Genomic DNA, 14,458 nt, shown 5'->3' on the forward strand with positions numbered 1-14,458 from the left:
CGGGCCGCGGGACACCGGCGGTCAGCGGCGGCGGGTCATCGAGCCGGACAGCTGCGGGCGGAAGCTGTGTCGCACCCGCTGCCACCGGTTCGGCGTCCGCTCGGGGTCGAGCAGCTCGGTCTCGGCCAGCGCCCGGTCGCCGGGGCCGAGGTCCGGCGGGTCGTAGCGCACCAGCGACCGCCCGTCCGGTCGGCGCAGGCTCTCCACCGCGGCGACCAGGCGGCCGTCGTGCGCGGCCACCGCCCGCGCCACCTCCTCGGGCGGCACGCCGAGGTGCTCGCCCAGCAGCCGGTCGCGCATGCCGGTGACCGCGGCCGAGATCTCGTCGTGCCGGGAGCCGGGCCGGGCCTCGATCGAGACGTCGCACTCGGTGTCCAGGCCCATCGAGCGGTTGTTGAGGTTCGCCGAGCCGATCCGCAGCAGCCGGTCGTCGACCACGAGCACCTTGGCGTGCACGTAGATCCGCCGGCGGCGCTCGGTGACCGGCACGTACAGCCGGAACCGGTCGTGCACGTCGGCGTCCTCGAGCAGCGCGAGCAGCTTGGCCCGCGCGGTGTCCATCGCCTTCTCCTCGAGCCAGCTCGCCGAGGTGTCCGGGTTCACGACCACGACGTCCGGCCCATCGGGTTCCGCCAGCCGCTGGGCGATGGCCTCGGCGATCCGCCGGTTGGCGAAGAACTGGCTCTCGATGTAGAGCCCGCGCCGGGCGGCGGCGATGGCGGCCAGCCACAGCAGCTCGATCTCGTGCACCAGGCTGGTCCCGCCGTGCTCCGGCCGGGTGCGGGAGATGGCGACGTCCACGTCGGTGAGCAGTGGGTCGACGTCGTCCGGCCAGCACACCTGCAGGTCCTCGACCGGTTCCAGCCGGTCGCCGGTGGCGCTCTCCCACCGCTCCCGCGCCAGGTCGCCGATGGCCCGGGCGGCGTTCCCGGAGACGACGCTGGTCACGTCGTGCCAGGGCCCCGACCGTTGGCCCGAGCCCGGCCGGCGGCGCAGGGGGTGCCTGTCACGGTGCTCGGAGGTGTCCCACCGGTCGGTGGTGACGTCGATGCCGCCGGCGAAGGCCAGGCAGTCGTCGATGACCACGATCTTCTGGTGGTGCGCGCCGCCGATCGGGTGGTGCTGGTCGACGGTGAAGGTGAGCCGGTCGGGGGTGCGCCGGTTGAGCAGCACGATCGGCGCCAGACCGCGGACCAGCGCGATCAGCATGCCGACGTCCCAGTGCAGGACGCCGATCTCCAGCTCGGGGTTCCGCCGGACGGCGGTCTCGAGGACCCGGCCCAGCCGGTCGGCGCGCGCGCTGCCGTCCCGGCGGGGGTCGAGCTGGATGCGCGGGTCGAAGTCCCAGCCGATGAACAGCACCCGGCGGCGCGCGCGCAGCACCGACCACTTCAGCGCCGCGAAGTAGTCGGCGGCGTCCACGAACACGGCGAACCGGTCAGCCCGCTCGATCCGCCAGCACGTCTCCCCCGGGACCAGCAGGTCCTCGGTGGCGACCGGCCCGGCACCTCCGTCGGCCACCCCGGTCAGCCGTTGCGGCGCACGTAGGAGCTGACGAAGTCCCGCAGGCTGCGGGTGGGCCGCAGCCAGGCGCCGTCCGGCGGCAGCGCGTCGAGGCGCACCCGGTCCAGGGGGACGGCGAAGGCGCCCGGCACGTCCTCGATGTCGATGAACTCCAGCAGGTCCGAGCCGATGGCGTAGCCGGCGACCTCGCTGAACGCGACGACGGTGACCTGGGTGCCGGCGCGGGCCAGCTCCTCCAGCGGCTCGGCGAAGTTGCGGCCGTCCCCGGAGAAGACGACCAGCCGGCGCAGCCGGTGGCTGTGCTGGCGGACCTCGATGTGGTCGAGCATCGCCTGGTCGATGTCGTCGTCGGGCTGCTGCTTGGGCCGGGCGAAGACGGCGAAGCCGAAGCTGCGCAGCGCCTCGACCCAGCGCTGCAGGCTGCCCACCACCGGCGGGATGTTGGCGAAGACGCAGGCCTCGACCTCGGGGGCGTCGGGCGCCATGTCACCCCCCGACCCGACCCCGCCGGCGCCCTCGACGAACCACGCGGCGATCGCGTCGAACCGGGGGCGCGAGGCCGCGGTGGGGCGGGCGCCGATCACCGTCGAGAGGGTCATGTCGATGTTCGGCGCGTCCCAGATGAGCAGGTCCAGCGCCGGGCGTGCCCGCCCGTCGAACGCGTCGGTGCCGGGGGCGGTCCCCGCGGCGGCGTCCAGGTCGGTCACGTGTCCTCCTCGCTGACGCTCGTCGTGCCACGTGCCCGACGGCGGTGCTGTGTCCTCGGGGGACCTCGCACGCTCGGTCCCCGGGGCAGTGTGCCTGGTCGGGGGCGCGTCGGGGGGCGGCGCACCTGGCGCGCGTGGCGGCCCGCCCGGTGACGTGGCCCGCCGGGGCGTGCGGCGGCGCAGCCGGTGGACCCGCAGCGGGCCGCTCAGCGACCGCGGGTCCGCAGCGCGAAGGCGCACGAGTCACCACCTGCTGCCCGGACCCGGGACGCCCACCGCAGGACGTCGGAGGCCGGCATCGGCTGGGCGAGGAGGTAGCCCTGGGCGAGGTCGCAGCCGGCGTCGCGGACCATCTGCAGGTGCTCGGCGGTCTCCACGCCCTCCGCGACCGAGCGGATCCCGAGGGTGCGCGCCAGCGAGACGATCGCGGCCAGCACCGGTCCGGTGCCGTGGGCCGCCAGCCGGGCGGCGGCGGTCAGCAGCGAGCGGTCGATCTTGAGCGTGCCGATGGGCAGCGCGAGCAGCTGGGCGAGGGAGGACCAGCCGGTCCCGAAGTCGTCGATCGCCACCGTCACCCCTGAGCTCTGCAGCACGGCGAGCTGGTCCTCGGCGCGGGTGGGGTCCTCGGCGACGCTGGTCTCGGTCAGCTCCAGCACCAGGTTCTCCGGGGCCAGCCCGGAGTCGTGCAGCGCCACCCGCACGTCGTGGACCAGCGTCTCGGCGGAGAAGTGCCGGGCGCTGATGTTGACCGACATGCGCAGCGGCAGCCCGTGCTCGGCCCACGCCGCGGCCTGCCGGGTGGTCTCGCCGAGCAGCCAGCGGGTGATCGGGATGAGCTGGCCGGTCTCCTCGGCCACGGAGAGGAAGGCGTCGGGGGTGAGCAGCCCGCGCTCGGGGTGCTGCCAGCGCAGCAGCGCCTCCACGCCCTCGATCTCGCCGGTGTCCACGCGGACGACGGGCTGGTAGTGGACGACGAACTCGTCGACGGCGCCGTCCCGGAGCCGGTTGGCCACCTCCAGCCGCCACCGCGCTGCCTCACGCAGCCCCGGTGAGAAGACGTGCACGCGGTCGCGGCCGGCGCCCTTCGCGGCGAAGGCGGCGGTGTCGGCGTCGCTGAGCAGCTGGTGGGCCCGGTCGGCGCCGGGCGTGGCGGCGGCGACGCCGATGCTGGCCGACAGCGGCACCGAGATGCCCTCGGCGTGGAAGGGGCGGGAGAAGGAGTTCTGCAGCCGGAAGGCCAGGGCCGCGGCCTCGGCGGTGTCGCAGTCGCGGGCGAGGACCAGGAACTGGTCGGCGCCCAGCCGGCCCACGGCGTCCCCCGGGCGGACCTGCTCGGCGAGCCGGCCGCCGACCTGGCGCAGCAGCTCGTCGCCGACCTCGTGGCCGAGGGAGTCGTTGACGGTCTTGAACCCGTCGATGTCGAGGAAGAGCAGCGCCGCCCGGCCGGTGCCGTCCTGGAGCGCCTCGCCGATGAGCTGCAGCAGCCGGGCGCGGTTGGGCAGGCCGGTGAGGTCGTCGTGGTTGGCCCGCCAGGCCAGGGCCTGCTGGTCGCGGACCCGTTCGGTGATGTCGGTGTGGGTGACGACGACCCGGCCAGAGGCCCCGACACGGGCGGCCTGCAGCCGGAACCACATCGGTTCGGGACCGACGGCGTGGGCGTAGTCGTGCACGAACTCCCGGTCGGCGGCGTCCTGGTCCTCGGCCCGCAGCCGCGCCAGCCCGTCCGCGATGGCCCGGCGGTCCGCCACGGGGAGACGCTGGGAGAGCACCGCCAGGTAGTCGTCGCCGACCCTGCCGGCCCGCAGCCCTCCCTGCGCGACGATCTTCGACGCCTCACCCCAGCGGCGGTTGGTCGACAGGATCCGGCCGTTCCCGTCGAGCAGCACCGTGGCCGGGGGCAGGGCCTCGAGGACGGCGCTCAGCTCCCGCAGCTCGGTCTCGCGTTGCTGGTCGGCGCGGTGCTGCTCGTCGACGTCGCGGAGGAAGGCGGTGAGGCCCCCGGCGTCGGCGAAGGCGCGGATCTCGAACCAGCGGTCCAGCGGCGGGTAGAAGTACTGGAACTCGCGGCACCGCCCGTCGGCGAGCACCGCCCGGTAGACGTCCTCGATGACCGTGCCGAGCGTCTCCGGGAAGCACTCGAAGGCGTAGCGGCCGATCATCTCGTCGGCCCGGCGGCCGAGGAGGCGCTCTGCGGCGGCGTTCACGTAGGTGAACCGCCACCTGCGGTCGATCCGGTAGACGGCGTCGGTGATCGAGGAGAAGGGGTCGGCCGGAGCGACGTGCCCAGCTGGAACGTGTCGGCGCACCCCTGCCCGCTCCCTCCCCCCTGCGGAACACGCGTCAGGTCCTCACCCCGGGGACCGCAGCCCCTGCACCGTCCCCTTCGACGGCCCCGGGCGCGCGACGCACGACCGAGGGTAACCACACGAATGCAATTCAGGCAGGGGAGACCCGCGCCCGCTCGAGGATCGCGGGGACCGGCGTGCCCCCGGGGAGGGTGCCGAGGACCGCACCCCAGTCGCCGTCCAACCGGGTCGCGCAGAAGGTGTCGGCGACCGCTGCAGGGGCGTGCCGCAGGAGCAACGAGGCCTGCAGGCACAGGGCGAGCAGGCCGGCGATGCGGCGGGCGCGCACGGGGAGCTGCTCGGGGTCGGCGAGCTCGGCGGCCAGCCGGCCGACCGCGGCGTCGAGCCGGGCGTCGGCGCCGCGGGCGAGGTCGATCTCGGCGCGGACGGCGGCGAGGGACGCCGAGGAGCGGCCCATCGCGCGGAGGACGTCGAGGGCGATGACGTTGCCCGACCCCTCCCAGATGCTGTTCAACGGCGCCTGGCGGTAGAGCCGGGGCATGCTGGACTCCTCGACGTAGCCGTTGCCGCCGAGCACCTCGAGCGCCTCGGCGACGGCCGTCGGGGTGCGCTTGCAGACCCAGAACTTCGCGGCTGCCCCGGCGAGACGGAGGAAGTCGGACTCGCCCGCATCGACGGCGGCGGCCAGCCGGACGGCGAGCGCGGTGGCGGCCTCGCTCTCCACGGCCAGGTCGGCGAGGACGTTCTGCATCAGCGGCTGGTCGGCCAGCAGCGCGCCGAAGGCCCGCCGGTGCCGGGCGTGGTGGATCGCCTGGGTGAGGGCGGCCCGGATGGTGGCGGCCGAGCCGAGCACGCAGTCCAGCCGCGTGGTGCTGACCATCTCGATGATCGTCGGGACGCCGCGACCGGGCCCGCCGACCAGCCAGGCCGTCGTCCCCTCGAACTCGACCTCGCTCGAGGCGTTGGCGCGGTCGCCGAGCTTGTCCTTGAGCCGCTGCAGCCGGAACACGTTGCGGGTGCCGTCGGGCAGCACCCGCGGGACGAGGAAGCAGGAGACGCCCTCGGGCAGCTGGGCGAGGACGAGGAACAGGTCGCTCATCGGGGCGCTGGTGAACCACTTGTGCCCGGTCAGCGCGTACGTGCCGTCACTGTTCGGGACGGCACGGGTGGTGTTGGCGCGGACGTCGGAACCGCCCTGCTTCTCGGTCATGCCCATGCCGGCGACCAGGCCGCGCTTGCCGGTCGGCTCGGCGAGGCCGAACTCGTAGGCGCTCGCGGTCAGGCCCGGTTCGTAGCGGGCGGCCAGCTCGGGGGCGGCGCGCAGCGCCGGGACGGCGGCGTAGGTCATGGTCACCGGGCAGCCGTGGCCCATCTCGATCTGCGTCCAGCCGAGGTAGCCGACGGCGCGGCGGACGTGCGCGTGCGGTTCGGGGTGGGCCGGGTCCTGGTGCCACGGCGCGCCGGCCAGGCCGTGCTCGAAGGCGGTGCGCATGAGGTCGTGCCAGGCGGGGTGGAACTCGACCTCGTCGACCCGGTGGCCGTAGCGGTCGTGCGTCCTGAGGCGCGGCGGGGTCTCGTTCGCCAGCCGGCCCCACTCCTGCGCCTGCTCGCTGCCGGCCAGCGCGCCGAGCGCCTTCAGCGAGTCGAGGGTGGCGACGTCGGCGTGCCGGACGCAGGCCTCGGCCAGGGCGGTGTCGCCGGCGATGGGGTCGTGCCCGGCCAGCGGAGGGACCTGGTTGGTGACCTCGTGCGTGACGCCCATGGCCGAACGGTACGACCAGGATCACACCCGCTCGGCGAGCTCCTCCGCCTCGTCCCCGACGTGGGTGATGTGGGCGAGCTGCCGCCAGATGAGGGCGAGGATGACCGCCGAGCCGGCGAAGCCGAACCAGAACGGCCCGGTGACGCCCCAGGCCCGGGCGAGCAGGCCGCCGACCAGCTGGCCGAGCAGGATGCCGCCGAAGAGACCCATGGAGTAGACGCTGCCGACGCGGCCCTGCAGGCCGAGTGGGGCGGCGCGCATCCGCACCGTGCGGGACGTCGTGCCCCACACGAAGGCGTGCGCGCCGAAGACCACCATGACGGCCATGCCCACCCAGGCGGTGGTGGTGAGCGCCAGGGCCAGGTGGGTGAGGGTCTCGAGGACGAGGCCGACGCGCATGAGGGTGGCGAGGCCGGCGTGCCGCTCGAGCCAGTCGTAGGACGCCGTCCCGACGAAGCCGCCGACGGCGGTGGCTGTGCTGAGCAGCCCGAAGCCGACCGGGCCGAGACCGAGGCGCTGGTCGGCGTAGAGCACCAGCACCGACCAGGCCGCGCCGTAGGTGACGTTGAAGCTGACGATGGTCAGGGTCAGCGTGCGGACGGCGGCGTTGCCCCAGGTCCAGCGCAGGCCCTCGACGACGTCCTGCCGGACGTGCGAGCGCTCGGCCGGCCGTTCGCGCACCGGCAGCCGCATGCGCGAGACCAGCAGCGCGCTCAGGGCCAGGAGGACGGCCTCGGTGACGAACGGCCAGGCCGTCCCGGCGACGAAGAGGGCGGCACCCGCGGCGGGACCGACCATCTCGTTCATGACGAGCGTGCCGGTCATGAGCCGGGCGTTGCCGACGCCGAGGTCGGCGCGTCCGACGACCATCGGCAGCAGCGTGCCGCGGGTGGTGTCGGCGAAGACCTCGGCGACACCGAGGACGAAGAGCGCGACCAGGACCGCGACGACGCCGACGTCCCCGGCGAGCAGGGCGGTCGCGAGGACGACGAGGACGCCGCCGCGGGCCAGGTCCACGCCGATGACCAACCGCCGGCGGTCGACGCGATCGGCGAGGACACCCGCCTGCAGGCCGAGGAGCAGCCACGGCAGCCGTTGCAACAGGACGCCCAGGGCGACGAGGAACGGGTCCTGGGTCTGGCCGGCGACCAGCAGCGGTCCGGCGGCGAGCGCGATGCCGTCGCCGAGGTTGCCCACCCAGGACGACCCGACCAGCCAGCGGAACGGCGTCCCCATCCGGGCGGGCAGCGCAATCTCCACCAGCCCCCGCACGGGTACGGACTGTAGGCACCGCCCCCGACGCCTGTCCGTCGCATTTTCCGGCTCCCCGGGCGCCGCATCGCTCGACGCGGGCCCGCGGTCACGCAGGCACAGCAACCGCGCGTTCCACGTGGAACGCGCGGCGGACGTGCGTCGTCGGTCGGTTCAGGCGGCTGTGGTCAGGGGCGGTCCGGTGCGTCCGGGGCCGATGAGGATCTCGGTGCCGTCGGGTCGCCAGGTGCGCCATCGCCCGTCGGGTTGTCGTTCGACCCGGAAGCCGTGGTGGACCTTCGTGTGGTGCCGCTCGCACAACAGCGCGGAGTTCTCCAAGTTGGTCTCGCCGCCGTCGATCCAGGCAAGCAGGTGATGGACGTCGCACCAGAACGTCGGGGCCCCGCAGCCGGCGAACACGCACCCTCCGTCGCGGACCTCGGCGGCGCGGCGGACGTGGGGTGGCACCAAGCGGAGGCTGCGCCCGTAGTCCAGCGGCATCCCGTCCGGACCCATCACGATCCGGGTGACCTGCCCGTCGCAGGCCAGCCAGCGGGCGCGGGCTGCGGAGATGGTGACGCCGGACCCGGTCTCGGCCGCACCCGGCCCGGTGGCCGGGCCGGCCAGGTCCTCGACGCCGATCTTGACGATGACCTGCGGCTTGTGGCCGCGCAAGGTCGGCAGGGTGCCGGCGGCCAGCTGGTTGTCGCACAGCTGCACCAGAGCGTCGGCCTGCTGCTGGTGACGGGTGCGCTCGTCCCCGGCGCACCGGCCTGCCTGCACCACCGACTCCAGCGCGGTCTGCAGCCTCTCCCCGCCGACGGCGTCCAGGTCGAACCGGCCGGTGATGCTGCCGTCGGCGTGCTTGGTGATGGCCAGCCGCCGCCCTTCGGTGGGATCGGGCTCCAGGCCGTCCTGATCGAGCATCGCCAGACAGCGATTCACCGCCTGCCCGAGCACCTGGTGCGGCTGCGAGGTGGCGATCGCCGTCAGCGCGGCGTCGATCTCGGCCAGGTCCACATCCTGTTCCGCGGCGGCGACCCGGTGCTCGTCACGCGCGATGGGGGCCACTGCGGCGACCTGGTCGGCGGTCACGCCCCCGGCCGCGAACGCGGCCCCCAGCGCCGGCAGGTGCTCCAGTGCACGCCCGGACCGGACCAGCTCAGCGGCCACCGCAGCCGAGAGTCGGGTGTGGTTCCGCAGCCACGCTGGCATCGTCTTCAGCCCGTCGTGCTCGCACGCCTGCCGCGCATCCGCGACGCGGATCGTGCGGACCAACTCGGCGTCGATCCGGTTCCGCTCGCGAATCAATGCAGCGGTGCGGTCGAGCAGGGCGCCGTCGTCCAGAGCGTGCAGGTCGTCGTCCGCCAGCACCGCCAACCTGGCCACGACACCCCCCACCGGACCGATCACCTGTTCGAAGCCTAGCCGATCGGGGAGGAGCGAGCCTCATGAATCCGCAGGTCAGCGACTTATCACCGGATGTGCTCGTGGTCTTGACGCGAGTCGCCGACGTCCGCCCCCCGACTACCGTGCGCCCGTGCACCTCGAGACCGAGCGGCTGCTCATGCCGCCGCTCTCCGGCCGGCACACCGGGGCGCTGACCGAGGTGTACGCCGACCCGGACGTGGCCCGCCACATCGGCGGAGCGACCCTCGACGCCGACGGCACGGCAACCCAGGTCGTCCGCTTCGAGGCGGTCTGGCGCGAACACGGCTTCGGCCAGAGCGCCCTCCTCGACCGGGCGACCGGCGGGTTCCTCGGCCGGGCCGGGCTGCACCCCTGGCTGCAGTGGGACGAGGTCGAGCTGGGCTTCGTCCTCGCCGGGCACGCGCATGGCCGGGGCCTCGCCACGGAGGCCGCGCGAGCGTGGCTGGACGTCGCGTCCGGCGAGCTCGGCCTCCGCCGCCTCACCGCGGTCGTCCACCCTGACAACGCACCGAGCCGGGCGCTGGTCACCCGCGCCCCATCCCTGTGAGGAGCTGCCCGTCAGCGCAGCGGACGGACCAGCCGGCCGATCGCCAGGTGGGCCAGCGGCGCGTAGCCGACCACCAGCGGCGCCGGCCCGGAGACCCGCAGCCCCGTCGTGCTGCCGCCGTCCGGGCCCTCGGTGACCCAGTGCAGCAGGTGCAGTCGCACGGGGCCGAGCGACACCGTCCACGACCAGCGCCGGGCCGCCTCGTCCACCGTGTCGACGACGAACGGCAGCGTCACCCCCAGCGGCGCCCGCACCCGCCCTCGCACGCCTGCCACCAACCGCGACACCGGCACCTCGACGCCGGTGATCTGCGGAGCCCACTCCGACCAGCGCGCGGGGACGGCGTAGCGCTCCCAGACCTCGTCCGGCCCGATGGGCCCGGTCGCGTGCAGGGTCAGCTCGGTCACGAGACCTCCTCGCCGGCCAGCGGACGGACATGGCACTGCACCACGATGGCGGTCAGCCCCTCGTCGGACCCCGACGCGTGGTCCTCACCCGGCGACCACAGCGCCGCGTCACCGGCCTGCAGCGGCCGGCGGTCGCCCGACGCCCCGGACACCCAGCCGCGGCCCGAGACGACGAGGAACATCAGCCACAGCCGGGTCGGGTGCCGTCCGATCGACCCGCCCGGCGCCAGCCGGACGACGTCCACCGCGAACCCGTCCTGCGGCTCCCGCACGAGCGCCGCGCGGAGCAGTTGCACACCGGAGCTGCCGTACGACGAGACCTGCCGGGCGGTCGGCGTCAGCAGCTCCATCAGGCGGGCGGCCCGCCGAGCAGGAGCTGGCGCAGCATGTGCATCGCCAGGGCCACCGACCGGTGCCGCACTGCCGACCGGGAGCCGGGCAGCACGACCGAGCGTGGCAGCCCCTCGGAGGAGGGCCCCACGGCACACAGGTGCACGGTGCCGACCGGCTTCTCCGGGGAGCCCCCGCCCGGTCCGGCGATCCCGGTGATGCCGACCCCCACGTCTGCGCCGAAGCGGGACCGCGCCCCCTCCGCCAGCGCCGCCGCGACCTGCGTGCTGACCGCGCCGTAGGACTCCAGCGTCTCCGACGGGACGCCGACCAGCGCCTCCTTCGCGGAGTTCGCGTACGACGCCACCCCGCCGAGCACCCACGCCGAGGACCCGGCCCGCTCGGTCAGCCGCGCCACCAGCAGCCCGCTGGTGCAGGACTCCGCCGTCGCGACGGTCAGCCCGCGGTCGGTGAACGCCGACGCCACCAGGTCGTCGACCGTGGGGCCGGTCGAGAACAGCTGCGGCCCGTGCGCCTCGTGCACCGCCGCGACCAGCCGGTCGTACTCCGGCTGCGCCTCCGGGCCGTAGCGGGTGACGATCTCCAGCTCGCCGTCCCGCAGGCAGGTGGTGACCTCCAGGCCGGGGAACTCCTGCTGCCGCAGCGTCGCCGCCAGCTGCGACTCGAGCGTCCCCCACAACCGCAGCGTCTCCTGCCGCAGCTCGCTGCGGCCGGCCAGCGCCCGCTGCACCGGCTCGGCGGACAGCGCTGCCGGCCACATCCCCTGCAGCTCCGACGGCGGCCCGGGGAGGACGACGACCACCGGTCCGTCCCGTCCCTCCGCCGGGGGGACGACGAGACCCGGCGCCGTCCCGACCGGCGGCAGCACGGTCGCCCCCTCGGGCACGAGCGCCTGCTTGCGGACGCCGGCCGCCGTGGCCTCGGGGTCGGCGCGCCACCCGCGGCCGTCCATGAGGCCCTCGACGATCCCGGCGATCTGCCGCTCCAGCCCCGGGTCGACCGACGACGGCCGACCCTGCACCTCGCCGACGACCTGCGCGGTCAGGTCGTCGGCGGTCGGGCCGAGCCCGCCGGTGGTGAGGACGACGTCCTCGTCGGCGAGGAAGCGCAGCGCGTTGCGCAGGTCCTCGGGCCGGTCGCCGACGACCAGCAGCGTGCCGACGTCCACCCCGAGCCGGCGCAGCTCCTCGGCCAACCACGGGCCGTTGCGGTCGCTCACACGGCCGGTGAGCACCTCGGTACCGGTGACGACGATCCCTGCGCGCACGGCCACCCGGCCGACCCTAGTGAGACTGCGGCGCGCCCGCGTTTCCTGCCGGGCCACCGGCCGGCCCGCCGCTAGCGTGCGGAGACGAACCGGTCCGGCGCATGCCGCGCTCGAGCGAGGAGGAACCGTGACGCACTCGAGTCCCACCCCCGAGCCGCCGGCACCGCGCGATCCGGCCGAGTGGGGCCCGCAGGACATCGCGTTCCCCTCCGCCGGCGCGACCGCCGCCGGCAGGCACCAGACGCCGCGGGTGGACGCCGACCCGGTGCCCGGCGGCGTCCGGCCCACCGGCCCGGTCACCACGCTGCCCGAGCCACCCGGTGCCGGCACCGGGGCTGCCGACCCGACCTTCGACCTGCCGCTCACCGCCGGGGAGGGCATCCGGCGGGCCCGGACGTCGCGCGCGCCCCGCACCCCGCGGCCTGCCCCGTCCCCTCGCACCGCGCGCTCGCCGCGGGAGCGCGCCGCCCGCATCGGCACCGGCCTCATCGCGCTCTCCCTGCTGCTGCTCCAGCTGGGTCTCGGCCTGGGCTTCGGCGAGGCGCCGCTGTGGTCGGCCGTGACGCTGTGGTCGGTCTTCGCGACCCTCGCCACCCTCGTCGGGGCGCTGCCGTTCGCCGGCCGCGTCGTCCCGGCGGCCCGGCAGCACCCCGACGCGGTGTGGAAGGCCGCGGCCGGCGGGCTGACCGGCGTGGCCGTGTTCTGGGTGCTGGTCGTGCTGCCGCGCGTCGACAGCGACCGCGGCCTCGTCCTCACCGCCGCGATGGCCGCCTTCGGCGCCGCGCTCTGGATCGCCCCCGGCCGCAGTCGCGGCTGACCGGGACCAGCGGCGGGACCAGCCCCGGCCGTTCCCCCGGCCCGGGTCGTCGGGCTTCTCGCCCCTACCCCTCCCCCTGTCCTCGCTCCGGCCGGGGCCCGAGCTGTCGTGCGCGTCGTAGACGCCCACCGGAGCCGGGACGGGGGCCGGGACCGGTGCGGGAACCGGGGCCGGGTCGCTCACAGCGTGCCAGCCAGAGCCCGCGCCGACAGGCCGGACCGGGACGTCCACCCGTCCGGGGACGGTCAGCTCTCGTCGCGGTCCCGGTCGCCGTCCCAGTCGCCGTCGCCCTCGCCGTCCCCGGACCACGTCTCGTCGTCCGACGACGTCGACGGCCCGGCCGTGCCCGACGGGGCGGTGGTCTCCGCCGACTCGGTCGCGGTGGCACTGGCCGACGAGCTCGACGTCGAGGTGGGCGGCGTGCTGGCCGGCAGCTCCTCCTCCGGGGTGGCGGTCGGCGTGGGCGCCGCCTCGGTCGACTCGGGCGCGGGCTCGGCCGTCCGCCGCGGCCGCTGCGCCTCGGTGTCCTCGGAGACGCGGGTCGCCGGTGAGGAGGTGCGCTGCCGTGGAGCGGGCGCCGGCGCCACGGCGACGGAGACCCGCACCGTGTCGCCGGGCCGCAGCTCGGTGCCGGCCGGGTCGACGGCGGTCACGGTGCCGGGCGCGGCGTCCGCGGTGACCTGTTCCTCGCGCTGCACCAGCAGGCCCAGCGCGGACAGCGCGAGCGCCGCCTCGTCGGCCTGCCGCCCCACGTAGTCCTCGGCGGCCAGCATGATCCGGGCGTCCTCGGTCTGCGCGGCGACCACGGTCGGCCCGGCGTCCTCGTCGCTGGAGACGGCGACGAAGACCCCGGCGGCCGCGCCGGCACCGAGCAGCAGCGTCACCACCGGCACCAGGACGGCGGCCGGCCAGCGGCGGCGCCGCGCCGGCGGTCCGACGGTCCGAGCGCCGGACCCGGCCTGGACGGGGGCCGCCGCGGGCGGGACGGCGAGGCTGCGGGTGGCAGGCTCGGGCACGGGGCGGCCGGCGCGGACGTCCTCGACCGCGGCGACGAACGCCGCGCCGTCCGGCATGCGGTCGGCCGGGGTCTTGGCCAGCGCGCGGCGGATCAGCCTCCGCACGTCGCGGGGCAGGTCGTCGGGCAGCGGCTCGGGGTCCTCGCGCACCTGCTTGAGCGCGATCGTCACGGCGTTGTCCCCGTCGAAGGCGGGGTGACCGGTCAGGCACTCGTAGCCGACCAGGCCGAGGGCGTAGACGTCGCTGGCGGGCGTGGCGTGGCGCCCTTCGGCGACCTCCGGCGCGAGGTACTGGGGGGTGCCGATCACCTGGCCGGTGCGGGTGAGCGGCACGCTGCCCGCCGACCACGCGATGCCGAAGTCGGTGATCTTCACGCTGCCGTCGTCGCGGACCAGGATGTTGCCGGGCTTGACGTCGCGGTGCACCAGCCCGACCCGGTGGGCCTCGGCCAGCGCGGAGGCGGTCTGCTCGAGCAGCGACAGCGTGACGGCGGCCGACAGCCGGCCCTCGCGCTGCAGCACCGCCGACAGCGGCTCGCCCTCGACCAGCTCCATCACCAGGAAGGCCAGCGTCTCGCCGCTGCCGTCGGTGGCCTCGGTCTCGCCGTAGTCGAAGACGGCGGCGATGTTCGGGTGGGAGAGCCCGGCGGCGTGCTGGGCCTCGGCGCGGAAGCGGGCGCGGAACGTGGGGTCGCCGGTGTACTCGCTGCGCAGGACCTTCACCGCGACCGGACGACCGAGGAGGACGTCGGTGCCGCGCCAGACCTGCCCCATGCCGCCGGCGGCGATCAACTCGGCGAGCTCGTACCGCTCACCCAGGTTGCGCCGACCCGGCTCCACCACCGTGGCTCACTCCTCGCCCGTGACCCGGCCGTCGACCACGGCCCGAGGGCGCCGGCGCCCCTGGGTCTGGATGTCCCGCACCCCTCGTGGCTACACATCCGCGCAGGATGCCGGGCGTGTCGCCACCTGGGGGGACGGCGCCGCGCGCTCCGGCCCGCGCCGCATCCGTCCACCGTCCATCGTCCCAGCCGACCGGGCTCTGCGAGGGGACCGTCCCGTCACGTTCCGG

At 75.4% G+C, this 14,458-nt stretch carries 12 protein-coding genes; 2 read left to right on the forward strand and 10 right to left on the reverse strand.

Annotation, left to right across the window (positions count from 1 at the left end; genetic code table 11):
* Nucleotides 1–21 precede the first annotated feature (21 nt).
* The 6 genes from ACWIX7_RS12585 to ACWIX7_RS12610 form a co-directional block, all read right to left on the reverse strand.
* Entirely contained in the window at nt 22–1,521 is a 1,500-nt protein-coding gene (locus tag ACWIX7_RS12585) for a phospholipase D-like domain-containing protein (protein WP_448621871.1), read from the reverse strand.
* 5 nt (nt 1,522–1,526) lie between these two features.
* Nucleotides 1,527–2,231: an NYN domain-containing protein gene (locus tag ACWIX7_RS12590; protein WP_448621872.1), complete on the reverse strand. Its 705-nt coding sequence runs from the start codon at nt 2,229–2,231 to the stop codon at nt 1,527–1,529.
* A gap of 206 nt (nt 2,232–2,437) precedes the next feature.
* A complete protein-coding gene (locus ACWIX7_RS12595) occupies nt 2,438–4,537 on the reverse strand; it encodes a putative bifunctional diguanylate cyclase/phosphodiesterase (protein ID WP_448621873.1) in 2,100 nt (699 codons plus the stop codon).
* A 130-nt stretch (nt 4,538–4,667) separates the two neighbouring features.
* Nucleotides 4,668–6,299, reverse strand: coding sequence for an acyl-CoA dehydrogenase family protein (locus ACWIX7_RS12600; protein WP_448621874.1), 1,632 nt, complete (start codon nt 6,297–6,299; stop codon nt 4,668–4,670).
* 21 nt (nt 6,300–6,320) lie between these two features.
* Nucleotides 6,321–7,571, reverse strand: coding sequence for an MFS transporter (locus ACWIX7_RS12605; protein WP_448621875.1), 1,251 nt, complete (start codon nt 7,569–7,571; stop codon nt 6,321–6,323).
* A 153-nt stretch (nt 7,572–7,724) separates the two neighbouring features.
* Nucleotides 7,725–8,963, reverse strand: coding sequence for a DUF222 domain-containing protein (locus ACWIX7_RS12610; RefSeq protein ID WP_448621876.1), 1,239 nt, complete (start codon nt 8,961–8,963; stop codon nt 7,725–7,727).
* A gap of 127 nt (nt 8,964–9,090) precedes the next feature.
* Here ACWIX7_RS12610 and ACWIX7_RS12615 point away from each other — a divergent pair, with 127 nt between their 5' ends.
* Nucleotides 9,091–9,528, forward strand: coding sequence for a GNAT family N-acetyltransferase (locus ACWIX7_RS12615; protein ID WP_448621877.1), 438 nt, complete (start codon nt 9,091–9,093; stop codon nt 9,526–9,528).
* Between the two features lie 11 nt (nt 9,529–9,539).
* On the opposite strand, the gene ACWIX7_RS12620 is transcribed toward ACWIX7_RS12615, so the two are convergent.
* Genes ACWIX7_RS12620 through ACWIX7_RS12630 form a run of 3 tightly spaced genes read right to left on the reverse strand, consistent with a single transcriptional unit; the run spans nt 9,540 to nt 11,559 of the window.
* Nucleotides 9,540–9,935, reverse strand: coding sequence for an SRPBCC family protein (locus ACWIX7_RS12620; RefSeq protein ID WP_448621878.1), 396 nt, complete (start codon nt 9,933–9,935; stop codon nt 9,540–9,542).
* The gene (locus ACWIX7_RS12625; protein ID WP_448621879.1) at nt 9,932–10,285 is read right to left on the reverse strand and encodes a cupin domain-containing protein; all 354 of its coding nucleotides are present in this window, start codon (nt 10,283–10,285) and stop codon (nt 9,932–9,934) included. The genes ACWIX7_RS12620 and ACWIX7_RS12625 overlap by 4 nt, the downstream gene beginning before the upstream one ends.
* Nucleotides 10,285–11,559 carry a competence/damage-inducible protein A gene (locus ACWIX7_RS12630; RefSeq protein ID WP_448621880.1) on the reverse strand — a complete coding sequence of 425 codons (1,275 nt, stop codon included), beginning with the start codon at nt 11,557–11,559 and terminating at the stop codon, nt 10,285–10,287. Before ACWIX7_RS12630 ends, ACWIX7_RS12625 begins: the two co-directional genes overlap by 1 nt.
* A 121-nt stretch (nt 11,560–11,680) precedes the next feature.
* Between ACWIX7_RS12630 and ACWIX7_RS12635 the strand changes: the two genes are divergently transcribed.
* Nucleotides 11,681–12,370, forward strand: coding sequence for a hypothetical protein (locus ACWIX7_RS12635; RefSeq protein ID WP_448621881.1), 690 nt, complete (start codon nt 11,681–11,683; stop codon nt 12,368–12,370).
* Between the two features lie 245 nt (nt 12,371–12,615).
* Here ACWIX7_RS12635 and ACWIX7_RS12640 read toward each other — a convergent pair whose 3' ends face one another.
* Nucleotides 12,616–14,229: a protein kinase domain-containing protein gene (locus ACWIX7_RS12640; protein WP_448621882.1), complete on the reverse strand. Its 1,614-nt coding sequence runs from the start codon at nt 14,227–14,229 to the stop codon at nt 12,616–12,618.
* Nucleotides 14,230–14,458: the final 229 nt, after the last annotated feature.

This window comes from Geodermatophilus sp. URMC 65 (assembly GCF_053502545.1).